At 68.1% G+C, this 16212-nt stretch carries 17 protein-coding genes; 8 read left to right on the forward strand and 9 right to left on the reverse strand.

The features are described 5' to 3' along the window. Positions 1 to 206 precede the first annotated feature (206 nt). The 3 genes from EV375_RS29775 (at position 207) to trxA (ending at position 2170) form a co-directional block, all read left to right on the forward strand. Positions 207 to 638, forward strand: a complete 432-nt coding sequence (locus tag EV375_RS29775; RefSeq protein WP_486588570.1) for a hypothetical protein — start codon at positions 207 to 209, stop codon at positions 636 to 638. Between the two features lie 117 nt (positions 639 to 755). Next, positions 756 to 1775: a thioredoxin-disulfide reductase gene (trxB, locus tag EV375_RS18535; RefSeq protein WP_130300417.1), complete on the forward strand. Its 1020-nt coding sequence runs from the start codon at positions 756 to 758 to the stop codon at positions 1773 to 1775. 65 nt (positions 1776 to 1840) lie between these two features. Beyond that, on the forward strand, positions 1841 to 2170 hold the full coding sequence (trxA, locus tag EV375_RS18540; RefSeq protein ID WP_130300418.1) for a thioredoxin: 330 nt from the start codon (positions 1841 to 1843) through the stop codon (positions 2168 to 2170). A gap of 177 nt (positions 2171 to 2347) precedes the next feature. Here the strand turns inward: trxA and EV375_RS18545 are convergent, their stop codons facing one another. The 9 genes from EV375_RS18545 to rpmH all read right to left on the reverse strand — a co-directional run bounded on the left by EV375_RS18545 (position 2348) and on the right by rpmH (position 8795). Beyond that, positions 2348 to 2965, reverse strand: a complete 618-nt coding sequence (locus EV375_RS18545; protein WP_130300419.1) for a GNAT family N-acetyltransferase — start codon at positions 2963 to 2965, stop codon at positions 2348 to 2350. A 98-nt stretch (positions 2966 to 3063) separates the two neighbouring features. After that, positions 3064 to 4194, reverse strand: coding sequence for a ParB/RepB/Spo0J family partition protein (locus tag EV375_RS18550; RefSeq protein WP_130300420.1), 1131 nt, complete (start codon positions 4192 to 4194; stop codon positions 3064 to 3066). Beyond that, positions 4191 to 5264, reverse strand: a complete 1074-nt coding sequence (locus tag EV375_RS18555; RefSeq protein ID WP_486588754.1) for a ParA family protein — start codon at positions 5262 to 5264, stop codon at positions 4191 to 4193. Before EV375_RS18555 ends, EV375_RS18550 begins: the two co-directional genes overlap by 4 nt. 253 nt (positions 5265 to 5517) lie before the next feature. Further along, positions 5518 to 6240 carry a 16S rRNA (guanine(527)-N(7))-methyltransferase RsmG gene (gene rsmG / locus EV375_RS18560; RefSeq protein ID WP_486588755.1) on the reverse strand — a complete coding sequence of 241 codons (723 nt, stop codon included), beginning with the start codon at positions 6238 to 6240 and terminating at the stop codon, positions 5518 to 5520. Between the two features lie 59 nt (positions 6241 to 6299). Beyond that, a complete protein-coding gene (locus tag EV375_RS18565) occupies positions 6300 to 6818 on the reverse strand; it encodes a R3H domain-containing nucleic acid-binding protein (RefSeq protein ID WP_130300422.1) in 519 nt (172 codons plus the stop codon). An 18-nt stretch (positions 6819 to 6836) separates the two neighbouring features. Beyond that, positions 6837 to 7961 carry a membrane protein insertase YidC gene (gene yidC / locus EV375_RS18570; RefSeq protein ID WP_130301948.1) on the reverse strand — a complete coding sequence of 375 codons (1125 nt, stop codon included), beginning with the start codon at positions 7959 to 7961 and terminating at the stop codon, positions 6837 to 6839. A gap of 8 nt (positions 7962 to 7969) precedes the next feature. After that, complete coding sequence (gene yidD, locus EV375_RS18575; RefSeq protein ID WP_130300423.1) at positions 7970 to 8260, reverse strand: membrane protein insertion efficiency factor YidD; 291 nt, start codon at positions 8258 to 8260, stop codon at positions 7970 to 7972. Beyond that, positions 8257 to 8634 (reverse strand): ribonuclease P protein component, encoded by a 378-nt coding sequence (rnpA, locus tag EV375_RS18580; protein ID WP_130300424.1) that lies wholly within the window; start codon positions 8632 to 8634, stop codon positions 8257 to 8259. The genes yidD and rnpA overlap by 4 nt, the downstream gene beginning before the upstream one ends. Positions 8635 to 8657: 23 nt before the next feature. Continuing rightward, complete coding sequence (rpmH, locus tag EV375_RS18585) at positions 8658 to 8795, reverse strand: 50S ribosomal protein L34 (protein WP_028438354.1); 138 nt, start codon at positions 8793 to 8795, stop codon at positions 8658 to 8660. Between the two features lie 432 nt (positions 8796 to 9227). Between rpmH and dnaA the strand changes: the two genes are divergently transcribed. From dnaA to EV375_RS18610, 5 genes are all read left to right on the forward strand, one after another. Beyond that, entirely contained in the window at positions 9228 to 11222 is a 1995-nt protein-coding gene (gene dnaA, locus EV375_RS18590) for a chromosomal replication initiator protein DnaA (RefSeq protein ID WP_130300425.1), read from the forward strand. 810 nt (positions 11223 to 12032) lie between these two features. After that, a complete protein-coding gene (dnaN, locus tag EV375_RS18595; protein WP_130300426.1) occupies positions 12033 to 13163 on the forward strand; it encodes a DNA polymerase III subunit beta in 1131 nt (376 codons plus the stop codon). A gap of 129 nt (positions 13164 to 13292) precedes the next feature. After that, positions 13293 to 14225, forward strand: coding sequence for a phosphogluconate dehydrogenase (NAD(+)-dependent, decarboxylating) (gnd, locus tag EV375_RS18600; RefSeq protein WP_130300427.1), 933 nt, complete (start codon positions 13293 to 13295; stop codon positions 14223 to 14225). Positions 14226 to 14233: 8 nt separating this feature from the next. After that, entirely contained in the window at positions 14234 to 15391 is a 1158-nt protein-coding gene (gene recF, locus EV375_RS18605) for a DNA replication/repair protein RecF (protein WP_130300428.1), read from the forward strand. Then, the gene (locus EV375_RS18610) at positions 15388 to 15984 is read left to right on the forward strand and encodes a DciA family protein (protein WP_130300429.1); all 597 of its coding nucleotides are present in this window, start codon (positions 15388 to 15390) and stop codon (positions 15982 to 15984) included. Before recF ends, EV375_RS18610 begins: the two co-directional genes overlap by 4 nt. Positions 15985 to 16212: the final 228 nt, after the last annotated feature.

Raw genomic sequence — 16212 nt, forward strand, 5'->3', positions numbered from 1 at the left:
ACCATCGGCACGCCGCGGGCGCCGTTTCACGTGAAACAAGCGCTTCGCGCCGTCCCGCCGACCGTCCGGCAGGACGCCCCACGGTCGGCAGCAGCGGGCCCGGGCGTCACAGGCCGGCCCGCCGTGTGCGTCGGTGGCGGTCAGCCATCCTCGCGGGGGCGGGCGCGGTCGTCGCTCTCGGGCTCGGCGGTCTCGCCGTGCAGTCCATGAATGACTCCGCACCGCCGACCGCCGGGTCGGGCCCTGAGGCAAGCAACAGTGCCCAGGCCGGAAGCACCCTCGAGAAGCATGTCCATGGTCTACTCGCGAAGCGTGAGTCCGGTGAGTCCTCTGAAGGGGCAGGCAACTCGCCGTCCCGCGACTTCAAGACCAAGGAGAGCGAGGGGAACACGCCGCTCGCGGGAGGCACAACGTCGCTGCCTTCCTGCGTGCGCGCCGGCATCGGCCGCACAGGGACGGCACCACTCGCGGTCGACCAGCACGCACCGTACAAGGGGGGTACCGCCATTCTCGTCGTTCTCCCGAACGAGGACGACCCGAAGCGCGTGGATGCCTACGTCGTCGACCCGTCCTGTGTCCGGGACGAGGGCAGCGGCCCGGGAGAGGTGCTCACCAGGCACAGCTACACCCGCCGCTGACACACTTGGGCCCGAGGCCTTACAGGCGCCACGGCGGGAATGTCTGCCCTCTAGGATCCGTTGGGTGGGGTGAGATCCTCACAGACGGAAAGCAGTCGGCAGACAAGGAATACACCCGTGAGCGACGTCCGTAACGTGATCATCATCGGCTCGGGGCCCGCCGGCTACACCGCCGCGCTCTACACCGCGCGGGCTTCGCTGAAGCCGCTGGTCTTCGAGGGGTCCGTGACAGCGGGCGGTGCGCTGATGAACACCACCGAGGTCGAGAACTACCCGGGCTTCACCGACGGGATCATGGGCCCGGAACTCATGGACCAGATGCGCGGCCAGGCCGAGCGCTTCGGCGCCGAGCTGATCCCGGACGATGTGACCGCCGTCGACTTCTCCGGCCCGGTCAAGACCGTCACCGACTCGGCCGGCACGGTGCACCGCGCCCACACGGTGATCGTCTCCACCGGCTCCGCGTACCGCTCGCTCGGGCTGCCCCGCGAGGAGGAGCTGTCCGGCCGCGGCGTCTCCTACTGCGCCACCTGTGACGGCTTCTTCTTCCGCAACCAGCACATCGCCGTCGTCGGCGGCGGGGACACGGCAATGGAAGAGGCCACGTTCCTCTCCCGCTTCGCCGACTCCGTCACCGTCGTCCACCGCCGCGACACCCTCCGCGCCTCCAAGGCGATGCAGGAACGCGCCTTCGCAGACCCGAAGATCACCTTCGCCTGGAACAGCGAGGTCGCCACGATCCACGAGAAGGACGGCAAGCTCGCCGGCCTGACCCTGAGGGACACCAAGACCGGCGAGACCTCCGAGCTCCCCGTGACAGGCCTCTTCGTCGCCATCGGCCACGACCCCCGCGTGGAGCTGTTCAAAGACGTCCTCACCCTGGACGAAGAGGGCTACATCACCGTCGACTCCCCCTCCACCCGCACCAACATCCCCGGAGTCTTCGCCGCCGGCGACGTCGTCGACCACACCTACCGGCAAGCCGTCACCGCCGCCGGCACCGGATGCTCCGCCGCCCTCGACGCCGAACGCCACCTCGCCGCCCAACTCGACGGCACCCACAGCGACCACCTCCCCGAACCCGAAAAGGCCGAAGAAGCCCAGGAGGCAGCGGAGGCAGAGGCCGCGGCGCTCTAGCCGGCCGCCAGCCAACGCAGACATCAGCGCAACACGCACCATCACGAGAAACGAGGAGAACCACAATGGCCGGTGCCACCGTGACCGCGACCGACGCCGACTTCGACGAGGTCGTGCTCAAGAGCGACAAGCCTGTGCTCGTCGACTTCTGGGCCGCCTGGTGCGGTCCGTGCCGTCAGATCGCCCCCTCCCTGGAGGCGATCGCGGAGGAGAACAGCGACAAGCTCACCGTCGTGAAGCTCAACATCGATGAGAACCCGGCTGTCGCCGCCAAGTACGGGATCATGTCGATCCCGACGATGAACGTCTACAAGGGCGGCGAGGTCGTGAAGACCATCGTCGGTGCGAAGCCGCGCGCGGCGATCGAAAAGGACCTCGCCGAGTTCATCGGCTGAGCGAGCGCGGCCGCCGTCCTGACACACGTGAAACGGCCCGGCGTACATCGCCGGGCCGTTTCACGTGAAACCGACGCGAGTGAATCACCGCCCAAGGACTGCCACTCCACGTACGCCGTTCCTCGCGGTGCCGCGTTGCCCGGCGGCGCTTCTGTTGGCAGCCGCCTCCGGGCTCAGTCACAGGGGGCGGAGAATCCGGTCCTTCTGCACCGCCCCGAGCAATTGGTCGAGCGCGCGCTCCATGTCCTCACGCCAGGACACCGTCGAACGCAACTCGAGTCGCATCCTCGGAAACCTGGGATGGGGTCGGACGGTCTTGAAGCCGACCGCCAGCAGATGGTCCGCAGGGACCACACACTCCGGCTCCGTCCAGCGTGAATCCCCGAACGCCTCGATGGCCTTGAAGCCTCTCCGCAGCAGATCCTTGGCCACGGTCTGAACGATGACGCGCCCCAGTCCCTGCCCCTGGTACTCCGGCATGAGCGAGGCCGTCATCAACTGCACGGCATCAGGGGAGACCGGGCTCGTCGGAAACGCGAACGACCGGGGGACGTACGCCGGAGGCGCGTACAGAACGAAACCGGCCGGCTTCTCGTCCACATAGACCACGCGCCCGCAGGACCCCCACTCCAGCAACACCGCGGAGATCCATGACTCCTTCTCAACCTCCGGCCGACCGGTTCGTACCGCGGCCTCACCGCTGACGGGATCAAGCTCCCAGAACACGCAGGCGCGGCAACGCCCGGGAAGATCCGTGAGGTTGTCCAGTGTGAGCGGAACGAGCTGTCGCCCCATGGATCCATCGTATCCATGGGGCGACGTTCGAACCGGTTCTTGCGGGCTGGTATCGGAGCATCCGAAGCCCACCGCTCGCGTGGGCCGCGCGCACAGCGTCAGTCGTTGCTCTCCTCCGCCTCGGCCTCCTCCGACTCCGCGGTCAGTTGCTGTCCCAGCACGCGGCCCTCGCCCGGGGCCAGTTGTCCCAGGATGCGCTCAAGGTCATCGACGGACGCGAATTCGACGACGATCTTCCCCTTCTTCTGGCCGAGGTCGACCTTCACGCGGGTCTCGAAGCGGTCCGAGAGCCGGCCGGCCAATTCGTCCAGCGCGGGGGAGACCCGCTTCCCGGCACGAGGGCCCTTCGACTTCGACGCACTCTTCGCGGTGGAGCCGCTCGCCATTGTGACGATCTCCTCCACCGCACGCACGGAGAGCCCTTCGGCAACGATGCGGTGAGCGAGGCGGTCCTGCTCGCCACCGTCCTCCACCGACAGCAACGCACGAGCGTGCCCGGCCGAGAGCACCCCGGCGGCCACCCGCCGCTGCACCGACGGTGAAAGCCGCAGCAGCCGCAGGGTGTTGGAGACCTGAGGACGGGAGCGACCGATGCGGTCGGCAAGCTGGTCGTGCGTGCAGTTGAAGTCCTTCAGAAGCTGGTCGTAGGCGGCGGCTTCCTCAAGCGGGTTCAGCTGCGCCCTGTGGAGGTTCTCCAGGAGCGCGTCAAGAAGCAGCTTCTCGTCGTCGGTCGCCCGGACGATAGCGGGGATCCGCTCCAGCTCCGCCTCACGGCAGGCCCGCCAGCGGCGCTCACCCATGATGAGCTCATACCGCTCCGGCCCCAACTGACGCACGACGACCGGCTGGAGGAGACCGACCTCTTTGATGGAGGTGACCAGCTCGCTCAGTGCGTCCTCGTCGAAGACCTCACGAGGCTGACGAGGGTTGGGGGTGATGGCCTCCAGCGGAATCTCCGCGAAGTGCGCTCCGGCCGGCACGACTTCATTCGTCGCGGTTTCACCGTCCGACCCCGGCGTTTCACGTGGAACGTCGTCGTGCGCCTCGCTGTCCGGCAACGCGGTCACCTTGGCCGCCGCCACGCCACGATCCGGTGGGATCACGGGGACGGCGCTCGGTGAGGTGGCCCCGTTGGCGTCAACCGTCGGGCTCCCCTCATCTCCGGACGCCGGCGCTGCCGGGATCAGCGCACCCAGACCCCGGCCCAGCCCCCTACGTCGATCACTCACTGCGTCCCCTTCGGCATGGTGCTGTTCTGCTGTTGCTGCAACTGCTGTACCGACTCCTCGTGCCGCTGCTGAACGTTCGGATCCCGCAGCGCGATCTCACGAGCAGCCTCCAAGTAGGACAGCGAACCGCTCGATCCAGGATCGTAGGTCAGGACCGTCTGGCCATAACTGGGGGCCTCCGAGATGCGCACCGAGCGCGGAATGTTCGTCCTCAGCACCTCTGCGCTGAAGTGGCTGCGTACTTCATCCGCGACCTGTGAGGCGAGCCGGGTCCGGCCGTCGTACATGGTGAGGATGATCGTCGAGACATGCAGTCGCGTGTTGAGGTGGCCCTTGACAAGATCGACGTTCCGAAGCAGCTGTCCCAACCCCTCCAGGGCGTAGTACTCGCACTGGATCGGGATGAGCACCTCGGCACCGGCAACCAAGGCATTGACCGTCAGTAGGCCGAGGGACGGGGGGCAGTCGATCAGGACGTAGTCCAGCGGCTGCTCATATGCGCTGAGTGCGCGTTGGAGACGGCTCTCCCGTGCGACCAGCGACACCAATTCGATCTCCGCACCGGCGAGATCGATGGTGGCGGGTGCACAGAAGAGCCCCTCCACGTCCGGTACGGGCTTGACGACGTCGGCTAGCGGCATGCTCTCGACCAGGACGTCGTAGATCGACGGCACTTCCGAATGATGGTCGACCCCAAGGGCCGTGGACGCGTTCCCCTGAGGGTCAAGGTCGATCACGAGGACTCGGGCACCGTGCAGAGCCAGGGAGGCGGCCAGGTTCACGGTGGTAGTGGTCTTCCCGACTCCGCCCTTCTGGTTGGCCACGACCATGACCCGTGTCTGCTCAGGCCTCGGAAGACCCTCGCCGGCACGGTTCATCGCCTCTACCGCCTGCTGGGCGGCGCGACCGATCGGCGTATCGTCCATCGGAGGCGGCGTTTCACGTGAAACCTCCACCGATTCTGAACGGGGGCCGGGGACCGGGTCGGCCATCGGTCCCGCGGTATTGGCGTCGGACCGCAACGGTTCACTCTCCTCGACATAAGGCTCGTGCTGAACAGAGCCTGCCATGTTTTCGGTGTCATGAACCAGCGAGCCCCGCTCAGTTGTGGATGAATCCACCGAGGAGCGGGGCCTGGACGAGGATTTCCGGTCGCGCTGCGCGGCTTGAGCGCGACCGCGGCTGATGATTCCTTGCAAGAGAGAGCGGCGTTTCACGTGAAACACGATGCACACTCGTGCACCGCACACCAGGACGACACACCGTAACGCATAGTCTTAAGAGCTTTTTTGGAGTAAGCGGACATCCCGTTCTGCGGGATACTCAGCGCCTGCGCCGCCCACCTCGTGCCGCACGCCCCCGTGCCTTCTGAGCCTTCGCCCGACGCGCGGCGAAGCGCACTCCGCCGGGGCTCTCCCCGACTTCCGCCCGCACGACCGTCGACAGGGGATCGACCACGCCGGCACCCACCTGGACCACCGAGGTCTCCACGACGCCGAGCTTGTGCAGCGCGTCGCGGGCGCCCCTCAGCTCCTCCTCGGCAGTGTCGCCCTTGATCGCCAGCATCTCTCCGTACGGGCGGAGCAGCGGAATGCCCCAGCTCGCCAACCGGTCCAGCGGAGCGACCGCCCGAGCAGTCACGACATGCACCGGCTGAAGCGCCCCGAGCATCTCCTCGGCACGGCCGCGCGCCACCGAGACGTGTTCCAGACCCAGCAGCTCGACCACCTCCTCGAGGAAGGTCGTGCGCCGCAACAGAGGCTCCAGCAGGGTGATCTCGAGATCCGGGCGTACGAGGGCCAGAGGAATTCCGGGCAGGCCAGCGCCTGAACCCACGTCACAGACCGTCACGCCCTCCGGCACGATCTCCGAGAGAACCGCGCAGTTCAGGAGGTGCCGCTCCCACAGTCGCGGCACTTCCCTCGGCCCGATAAGGCCACGGCGCACGCCTACGTCCGCAAGCAGCTCCGCATAGCGCTGCACGTCCGGGAGCTGGTCGCCGAAGAGCTTCCTTGCCGCCTCCGGCGGCCCCGCGAGCTCCGACAGCTCGCTGAATTCCGCCGGGCCCCCCTCGGGCGGCCCGGCCTGCCCCACCGACCCGTCGGTCACGGCAGCACGACCACGCAGCGCTGCGGCTCCTCGCCCTCGGACTCGCTGCGCAGCCCCGCTTCCTTCACCGCGTCATGGACGACCTTGCGCTCGAAGGGCGTCATCGGCCGCAGCTTCACGGGCTCCCCAGAGCCCTTCGCGTCCTGCGCCGCCTTGGCCCCCAGCTCTGCGAGCTCCTCGCGCTTACGGGCCCGGAAGCCGGCGATGTCCAGCATCAACCTGCTGCGGTCGCCCATCTCGCGGTGTACCGCGAGGCGCGTCAGCTCCTGCAGTGCCTCCAGGACCTCACCCTCGCGCCCCACCAGCTTCTGAAGATCACGACTGGACCCGTCGTTGATGATCGACACCGCGGCGCGGTCGGCCTCGACGTCCATGTCGATGTCACCGTCGAGGTCGGCGATGTCGAGAAGGCCCTCGAGGTAGTCCGCCGCGATCTCGCCCTCCTGCTCCAGGTGGGAGAGGGTGTCCCCCTCGTCCTGGGCGGTCGTACCAGTGGTGTCCGTGGTCTCCGTCACGCCGTGGGCTCCTTCTCGCTACTTCTTGGAGGGGTGCTTGGGGCGCTGCGCTCCACCCTTGCGCTGCTGCCCCGACTTCTTCTGTCCCGGCTTCTGCCCGGCCTTCTTGGGCTGCTGGCCGGCCGCCGCGCCACCGGAGCTTCCCGTGGAAGCCTGGTCGCCGGAATCCTGCTTCTCCAGCGAAGTCGGTTCACCCGAGCCGCCGGGCTTGTTTCCCTGCTGACGCTGGGACTTGCTCTGCCGCTTGGGCTGCTGACGCCGTGCGCGTGCCGCTTCAACGGCTTCCCGCGTCTCGACCTCCTTCGGGTCCTCCTTCAGCTTGCCCGCGGCCCGCAGCTTCTCCTGACGCTGCTGGAAGGCAAGGGAGCCCGGCGTGGGATTGCGCTTGATGACGAACATCTGCTGCCCGAGCGTCCAGACGTTGGTCGTGAGCCAGTAGATGAGCACACCCACGGGGAAGTTGATCCCGAAGACGGCGAACATGATGGGGAAGACGTACATCAGCATCTTCTGCTGCTGCATGAACGGCGTCTTCACCGTCAGGTCGACGTTCTTCGTCATCAGCTGGCGCTGTGTGTAGAACTGCGACGCCGACATCAGAACGATCATGATCACGGTGACGACGCGCACATCCGTCAGCGCGGCGCCCAGCTCGGCGACCTTGTCCGCACTGTCCAGGAACTTCGCCGCGATCGGGGCACCGAAGACCGACGCGTTACGGGCGCTGTCCACCTGTTCCGCGGTGAGGACGCCCACGGGCCGGTTGTTCGCGATGTGGTTCAGCACCTGGAAGAGCGCGATGAAGAACGGCGACTGCGCGAGGATCGGAAGGCAGCTGGAGAGCGGGTTCGTACCCGTCTCCTTGTACAGCTTCATCATCTCTTCGGACTGACGCTGCTTGTCGCTCTTGTAGCGCTCCTGGATCGCCTTCATCTTCGGCTGGAGCGCCTGCATGTTCCGGGTCGACTTGATCTGCTTCACGAAGAGCGGGATCAGGCAGATCCGGATCAGCACCACCAGGAAGAAAATGGACAGACCCCAGGCCCATCCGCTGCTCTGGTCGAAGACCATGCTGAACAGCGAGTGGAACTGGACAATGATCCAGGAGACAGCGGTATAGAGAGGACTCAGGATCGTGTCCAGGAAGTTCATCAGGCTCCTTGGGCGTTGGACTGGGTCCGGTACTGCTGCCAGCGGTAACGCAGCCGCTGGTGCCAAACCGGATGCTTCCGGACGGGGACGTGGTCGACGCCACCGGGGGACCAGGGATTACAGCGCAGAATGCGCCAGGCCGTCAGTGCCGTACCTTTCACGGCGCCGTGCCGCTCGATGGCCGCGTAGCCATAGTGCGAACACGACGGGTAGTACCGGCACACCGGCCCGAGCATCGGGCTGATGGTCCACTGATACAACTTGATCAACCACAGCAGGGGGTACTTCATGACGGAGGCCTTCCAAGCAGCCGCTTCAAAGCGGCGTCCAGGTCGCGCACCAACTCGTCATGGTCTGCTTCACCCGCGCCCGGCAACGCCCGTACGACAACCAGGCTACCTGGCGGCAACTCGTCCATTCGGTCGCGCGCCAGGTGCCGCAGCCGTCGCTTGACGCGGTTGCGCACCACCGCGTTGCCGACTGCCTTGCTCACGACGAAACCCGCACGCGCCGGGGGAGCGTCTCCCCCCGCCTCGTGCGGGTCCGATGAGTTGCTGTTGCTGCGAAGGTGGACGACGAGAAGCGGGCGGCCCGCCCGGCGTCCTCGGCGAACCGCGGCCGCGAAGTCCTCGCGCCGCCTCAGCCGGTTCTCGGTAGGCAGCACGTCATGGACCGGTGGTCAGGCGTTCAGGCCGACAGGCGGCCGCGACCCTTGCTGCGGCGGTTCGCGATGATCGCGCGGCCGGCACGGGTACGCATGCGCAGCCGGAAGCCGTGGGTCTTCGCGCGGCGGCGGTTGTTCGGCTGGAAGGTGCGCTTGCTCACTCGGGGGCTCCAGGAAAGCTTCGTGTCCCGCGGCGGCCGCGGGAGATGGGCGTGTGTGGCGTCGACAGGCTGTCACCGTGCGCCCACGAGTAGCTCGCAACGCCCGAGTGTGCACCGCTTCATGATCCGTGAAGAGTCTCATGGATCCTGCCCATCGGAGGCATGCGGCAGCAGCCGTCGACAACTCGACCTCGTTACGGTACGCGGGGCTACGCCATTCGGTCAAACCACCGAGGGCCCGTTCCGGGGCCCCGGCCGGGGTCCGCACGCCACTCGTGCACAGCCTGTGGACAACGACTTGAATGGTGCGCGTCGCCCTGACTACCGTGATTGAACTCCCATCCCTCCCGACCGTCCGCAGAACCACACATTCGTGGGATCTGGCCGGCTTCACCGAAGCATCACACCCAGCGAGTGAGAGAAGCGTGACCCGTGGCTGACCTGCCTGCCGATCTTGCCGCAGTGTGGCCACGAGTACTGGAGCAGCTCCTCTCGGAGGGCCAGGGCGTCGAAGCCAAGGACCAGCGGTGGCTCCGCGAGGCCCAGCCGCTCGTCCTCGTGTCGGGCACTGCTCTCCTCGGCGTCCCGAACGAGTACGCGAAGGGTGTTCTCGAGGGCCGTCTCTCGCCGGTGATCAGCGACGCCCTCAGCCGCGAGTGCCGGCAGCCCATCAGGCTCGCGATCACCGTCACCGGGCCCGCGCCGGAGTCGTCCGCCCAGGCCGCCACCAGCGACGCCGGCAGCGACACCGCGGCCGCCGCAGCAGCCTCGGCCGGAGCGGATTCGCAGCCCGCCGCACCGTCCGTACCGGCTCAGCACACCCCGGCCCCGCACGAGGGCGCCGGCCCCGGCGGCCAGGAACGCGGTGGCGGCGGATACGACGGCAGTGGGTACGAGGGCGGCGGATACGACAACGGCGGCGGATACAGGGGCAACAGGTACGAAGGCTACGAGGCCCGCGACCTGCCCAGCCCCCGCCCCGCCTACCCGGACTACCCGGAGGCGCCGCGGCAGGCCGGTGCCTGGCCGCAGCACCATCGCGACCAGTACGCGCCACAGAACCAGCAGCCGCATCACGCGCAGCAGCAGGCGCACCCACAGCAGACACAGCAGCAGCACCAGCCGCAGTCGTACGAACAGCACTACGACCAGCACCGGGCGCCACACCAGCAGCAGTACGAGCGGCACCAGCCGTCGTACGAGTCCTACGAGCACCAGCGCCGCGCGCAGCAGCAACTGCCGCCTCCCCAGGGTCAGATGCAGCAGGCGCAGGTTCCTCCCCAGGGTCAGCCTCCCGCGCCGCGCTACGACGGACCGTCTCAACTCCCGGCCTCCAGCGGCGCTCCGGGGCCTCTCGCCGCGCAGCCCGCGCCGGCCACGGGTCCCGGTGAGCCGACGGCCCGGCTGAATCCGAAGTACCTCTTCGACACGTTCGTCATCGGGGCCTCCAACCGCTTCGCGCACGCTGCTGCGGTCGCCGTCGCCGAGGCGCCGGCCAAGGCGTACAACCCGCTCTTCATCTACGGGGAATCGGGCCTCGGCAAGACGCACCTGCTGCATGCGATCGGCCACTACGCGCGAAGCCTCTATCCGGGGACACGGGTGCGCTATGTGAGCTCGGAGGAGTTCACCAACGAGTTCATCAACTCCATCCGCGACGGCAAGGCGGACGCGTTCCGCAAGCGCTACCGCGACATGGACATCCTGCTCGTGGACGACATCCAGTTCCTGGCCGACAAGGAGTCGACGCAGGAGGAGTTCTTCCACACCTTCAACACGCTGCACAACGCGAACAAGCAGATCGTCCTCTCCAGCGACCGGCCTCCGAAGGCGCTCGTCACACTGGAGGACCGGCTCCGCAACCGCTTCGAGTGGGGTCTGATCACGGACGTGCAGCCGCCGGAGCTGGAGACGCGCATCGCGATCCTCCGCAAGAAGGCGGTGCAGGAGCAGCTCAACGCACCTCCCGAGGTCCTGGAGTTCATCGCGTCGCGGATCTCGCGCAACATCCGCGAACTCGAGGGTGCTCTCATCCGGGTCACCGCGTTCGCCTCGCTCAACAGGCAGCCCGTCGACCTCGGTCTGACCGAGATCGTCCTCAAGGACCTGATTCCCGGCGGTGAGGACGCCACCCCGGAGATCACCGCGTCGGCCATCATGGCGGCCACCGCCGACTACTTCGGCCTCACCGTGGACGATCTGTGCGGCTCCTCCCGCAGCCGGGTCCTCGTCACCGCGCGGCAGATCGCCATGTACCTGTGCCGCGAGCTCACTGACCTGTCACTGCCGAAGATCGGCAGTCAGTTCGGTGGTCGCGACCACACGACGGTCATGCACGCGGACCGCAAGATCCGGGCGCTGATGGCTGAGAGGCGCTCCATCTACAACCAGGTCACCGAGCTGACCAACCGCATCAAGAACGCCTGAGCGCGCCGCTCACTGCGCGGCGCGCTGTCATGAGCCCCCTGGGAGCCAACTCCTCGGGGGCTCTTCGCTGTTCGAATCCAGGGGCCGGGGAGGGCCGACTCCACAGGCAATGGACGAATGAGGAGTCCACACCCTGTGGGCAGGAGAAGTTGTCCCGATCGCATCCACAGAAGAGGTCTGTGATCACTGATACGTAGAGGTCACCAGGGTGTGGATTTGTGAGCAACCCGCTCCACAGGGTGTGGACCTGGAATCGCGCGTCCGGGACGAGGAGAGCTCTGTCCACCGGCCGCCCACAGCCTGAGCGGTCTTGTCCCCAGCTTCTCCACAGGGCTGTCCACTGTTCGGCAACTCAACGCGCCTGCTCACTGGTTCGAGTGAAAGGCGTCACATCCGACCCCCGATCCACCCTGTGGGAAAGGTGGGGAAAACTCTGGATCCCGCTGTGGGGAAGTGGCCCGGGGCTGTGAACCGGGTGTGCAGAACTTTCGGCTGTCCACAGAAACGGCTGTCCGTCCACCGGTCGCGCCCACAGGGGCGGTGGACAGAATTCGCGTACTGAGCTGGGAAAACGGAGTTTTCCACGGTTTCCACAAGCCCTACTACTACGACCACGGATATATAGCGCGGAATCTGTTTCGAAGTGGGGGCTGTGCACAACGTTCGCCGGACCTCACCTACCCACCCCGCAACGACTTGACCCACACCCACGCCGACTGTCGGCAGCGTGCGTCAGACTGGTCCCCGGCAACGAGCCGACGAGAACAGGCGGCAGGGCGAGCAGCCAGCAACAGCAGGAGGCGGCTGAAGGTGAAGATCCGGGTAGAGCGCGATGTACTCGCGGAGGCGGTGGCCTGGGCGGCGAAGAGCCTCCCCGCCCGTCCGCCCGTGCCTGTCCTTGCGGGCCTGCTGCTGAAGGCGGAGGACGGTTCCCTGAGCCTCTCCGGCTTCGACTACGAGGTCTCGGCCCGCGTCTCGGTCGAGGGCGAGGTCGAGGAGGAGGGCACGGTTCTCGTCTCGGGCCGCCTGCTCGCCGACATCTGCCGCTCACTCCCCAACCGCCCCGTGGAGATTTCCACAGACGGTGTACGGGCGACGGTCTCCTGCGGCTCGTCCCGCTTCACCCTGCACACACTGCCTGTGGAGGAGTACCCGGCGCTCCCCGAGATGCCCACCGCCACCGGCACGGTGCCCGGCGAGGTCTTCGCCTCCGCGGTCGCCCAGGTCGCGATCGCCGCCGGCCGTGACGACACGCTGCCGGTGCTGACGGGTGTGCGGATCGAGATCGAGGGCGACACCGTCACCCTGGCCTCGACGGACCGGTACCGCTTCGCCGTACGTGAGTTCCTGTGGAAGCCGGAGACGCCCGACGTGTCCTCGGTGGCGCTCGTACCGGCCAAGACGCTGCTGGAGACGGCCAAGTCCCTCAGCGGCGGCGACAACGTCTCGCTGGCTCTGTCGGGTTCGGGCTCCGGCGAGGGGCTCATCGGCTTCGAGGGCGCGGGCCGGCGTACGACGACCAGGCTGCTGGAGGGCGATCTGCCCAAGTACCGCACGCTGTTCCCGACGGAGTTCAACTCCGTCGCGGTGATCGAGACCGCGCCTTTCGTCGAGGCCGTCAAGCGCGTCGCCCTGGTCGCCGAGCGGAACACCCCGGTGAGGCTGAGCTTCGAGCAGGGCGTTCTGACCCTGGAGGCGGGGTCGAGCGACGATGCACAGGCTGTGGAACGTGTGGACGCCGAGCTGGAGGGCGACGACGTCTCGATCGCCTTCAACCCCGGCTTCCTGCTGGAGGGACTGAGCGCGATCGACTCCCCCGTGGCCCAGCTCTCGTTCACCACGTCCACGAAGCCGGCGCTGCTGAGCGGCAAGCCCGCGAAGGACGCCGAGGCCGACGATGCGTACAAGTACCTGATCATGCCTGTGCGGTTGTCGGGCTGAAGCCCCTCCCTCGGTGCCCGGCCGTCGCCCCTGGTCAGCAACGTCTGAGCGGCCCCCGTCCACAGGTGTGCGCAACCCCTGTGGGCGTAGGCTCGGGCCCAGGTACGAATCGTGAAAGAAGGGGCACTGATGGAGCTCGGTCTCATCGGTCTCGGCAGGATGGGCGGCAACATGCGCGAGCGCATCCGCCGGGCCGGCCACACCGTCATCGGCTACGACCGCAATCCCGACGTCGCGGATGTGCGGAGCATCGAGGAGCTGGTGGCGAAGCTCGCGGGACCGCGCGTGGTGTGGGTGATGGTCCCTGCAGGGGAGGCCACGCAGTCGACCATCGACCAGCTGGCAGAGCTGCTTTCACCCGGCGACGTCGTCGTCGACGGTGGCAACTCCCGCTGGACGGAGGACGAGCAACACGCGGAGGAGCTCGCCGCGAAGGGCATCGGATTCGTCGACTGCGGTGTCTCCGGCGGCATTTGGGGCCTGGAGAACGGCTATGCGCTGATGTACGGCGGCGACGCCGGCCATGTGGCCCGTGTGCAGCCCGTCTTCGACGCCCTCAAGCCGGAGGGCGAGTTCGGCTCCGTACACGCCGGCAAGGTCGGTGCGGGGCACTTCGCGAAGATGGTCCACAACGGCATCGAGTACGCGATGATGCAGGCCTTCGCCGAGGGCTGGGAGCTTCTGGAGGCCGTCGACTCGGTCACCGACGTGCGTGAGGTCTTCCGCTCCTGGCAGGAGGGCACCGTCATCCGTTCGTGGCTGCTGGACCTCGCGGTCAAGGCGCTGGACTCGGACGAGCATCTGGCCGAACTGCGCGGCTACGCCGCCGATTCGGGCGAGGGACGCTGGACGGTCGATGCGGCGATCGACCACGCGGTCCCGCTGCCGGCGATCACCGCGTCGCTCTTCGCCCGCTTCTCGTCCAGGCAGAAGGACTCGCCGCAGATGAAGATGGTCGCTGCGCTGCGGAACCAGTTCGGCGGCCACGCCGTCTCGGCGAGCGGTGCCCCTGTGGACGGTGACACCCCGGGCGCCGACGTCCTTCCGCCTGTGGGTGGTTGACGGTTCCGATGCACGTCACGCATCTGTCGCTCGCCGACTTCCGGTCGTACGCCCGGGCCGAGGTGCCCCTCGGTCCGGGCGTGACGACGTTCGTGGGGCCGAACGGGCAGGGCAAGACGAACCTGGTGGAGGCCGTCGGCTATCTCGCGTCGCTCGGCAGCCACCGGGTCTCGTCGGACGCCCCGCTGGTGCGGATGGGTGCGCAGCGTGCCGTCGTACGGGCGGTGGTCCGGCAGGGGGACCGGCAGCAGCTGGTCGAGCTGGAGCTGAACCCGGGCAAGGCCAACCGTGCGCGGATCAACAGGTCCTCGCAGGTCAAGCCACGCGACGTGCTGGGGATCGTGCGCACCGTGCTGTTCGCACCGGAGGACCTGTCGCTGGTGAAGGGCGACCCGGGTGAACGCCGGGGCTTCCTCGACGAGCTGGTCACGGCCCGTTCGCCGCGCATGGCCGGGGTGCGTTCCGACTACGACCGGGTGCTCAAGCAGCGCAACTCGCTGCTGAAGTCGGCGGTGATGGCACGGCGGCACGGCGGCCGTGACGTGGACACCTCGACGCTCGACGTGTGGGACGAGCATCTGGCGCGCGTGGGCGCCGAGTTGCTGGCGCGGCGGCTGGAGCTGATATCGGCGCTGCGGCCGCTGGCCGACAAGGCGTACGAGCGACTGGCGCCCGGTGGCGGCCCGGTGGGCCTGGAGTACAAGGGGGCGCCGGCGGACGGAAACCGGGGCGGTGGCGACGCAGACGGCCGGGGCGCCGCCGTCTCTCCCGCGGAGCTGTACGACGGGCTGCTCGCGTCGCTGCGGGATTCGCGCCGCGCGGAGATGGAGCGCGGCGTGACGCTGGTGGGCCCGCACCGGGACGATCTGGTGCTGAAGTTGGGGGAGCTGCCCGCCAAGGGATATGCCAGCCACGGTGAGTCGTGGTCGCTGGCCCTGTCGCTGCGGCTGGCGTCGTACGAACTGCTCAAGAGCGAGGGCAACGAGCCGGTGCTGGTGCTGGACGATGTCTTCGCCGAGCTGGATGTGCAGCGGCGGGCACGGCTGGCGGAGCTGGTCGCGTCCGGTGAGCAGGTCCTGGTGACGGCGGCGGTGCCGGAGGACGTGCCGGAGGTGCTGGCGGGCGCCCGGTTTACCGTCGCCGGCGGGGAGGTCGTTTCGGAATGAGCGACGAGTCTGCTTCCGGGACGCCTCCCGAGGAGGCACAAGGACCGGCCGATGCCCAGGCGCCGCCGGGCGCGGAGCGTCCACAGCCCGCCGAACCGACGGGTGTGGATCTGGCACGGGTGGCGCTGCGCGCGGCGAAGGAGCAGGCGCGGGCGCGCGGTGCGGCGGCGCAGCAGAAGAAGGACGTGCGGCGGGGGCGGGTGCCGCGCTCAGGTGCCGGGCGCGACGGGCGTGACCCGCTGCCGTTGGGGACCGCGGTGCGCGGCTTGATCACGGAGCGGGGCTGGGAGGTTCCGGCCGCCGTGGGGGGCGTGATGGGCCGCTGGCCGCAGCTGGTCGGACCGGAGGTGGCTCAGCACTGCGAGCCGCAGCGGTTCGACGAGGAGGAGCGGGTGCTCACCGTGCGGTGCGACTCCACGGCGTGGGCGACGCAGTTGAGGCTGCTGGCGCCGAGGCTCGTCGCGCGCCTGAACGAGGACCTCGGCGACGGGACGGTGGCGTTCCTGAAGGTGCGTGGCCCGCAGGCGCCCGGCACGCGCAGTGGCCCCTTGCGTGCACCGGGTAGCAAGGGCCCGGGGGACACCTACGGGTGATTCGTGACGGCGCTCACGGTGATCGAGCGTTGACAGGTCGAAGCGCTGAGCGCCCCTGTGAGCGTTCTGGCCCCCCGGTGTGCATATGGGGAGTCGGTGGACGCCAGTTCAGGTCGGCACATGCGGACTCAGGCGCCCGCAAACCCCCATTCGCTCCGCCGCCACCGGTACACTGATGCAGAACCCGCCCCGTTGCGGAACATGTCGAACGACGCAGCCGCTCCACGC

Source organism: Streptomyces sp. CNZ301, from assembly GCF_004217425.1.

What these genes read in the sequence shown, in the direction of transcription:
- trxA (WP_130300418.1), top strand. Translation starts at nt 1,841, where the DNA reads ATGGCCGGTGCCACCGTGACCGCGACCGACGCCGACTTCGACGAGGTC.
- yidD (WP_130300423.1), bottom strand. Translation starts at nt 8,260, where the DNA reads ATGAAGTACCCCCTGCTGTGGTTGATCAAGTTGTATCAGTGGACCATC.
- recF (WP_130300428.1), top strand. Translation starts at nt 14,234, where the DNA reads ATGCACGTCACGCATCTGTCGCTCGCCGACTTCCGGTCGTACGCCCGG.
- EV375_RS18555 (WP_486588754.1), bottom strand. Translation starts at nt 5,264, where the DNA reads ATGGCAGGCTCTGTTCAGCACGAGCCTTATGTCGAGGAGAGTGAACCG.
- EV375_RS29775 (WP_486588570.1), top strand. Translation starts at nt 207, where the DNA reads ATGAATGACTCCGCACCGCCGACCGCCGGGTCGGGCCCTGAGGCAAGC.
- EV375_RS18610 (WP_130300429.1), top strand. Translation starts at nt 15,388, where the DNA reads ATGAGCGACGAGTCTGCTTCCGGGACGCCTCCCGAGGAGGCACAAGGA.
- gnd (WP_130300427.1), top strand. Translation starts at nt 13,293, where the DNA reads ATGGAGCTCGGTCTCATCGGTCTCGGCAGGATGGGCGGCAACATGCGC.
- EV375_RS18545 (WP_130300419.1), bottom strand. Translation starts at nt 2,965, where the DNA reads ATGGGGCGACAGCTCGTTCCGCTCACACTGGACAACCTCACGGATCTT.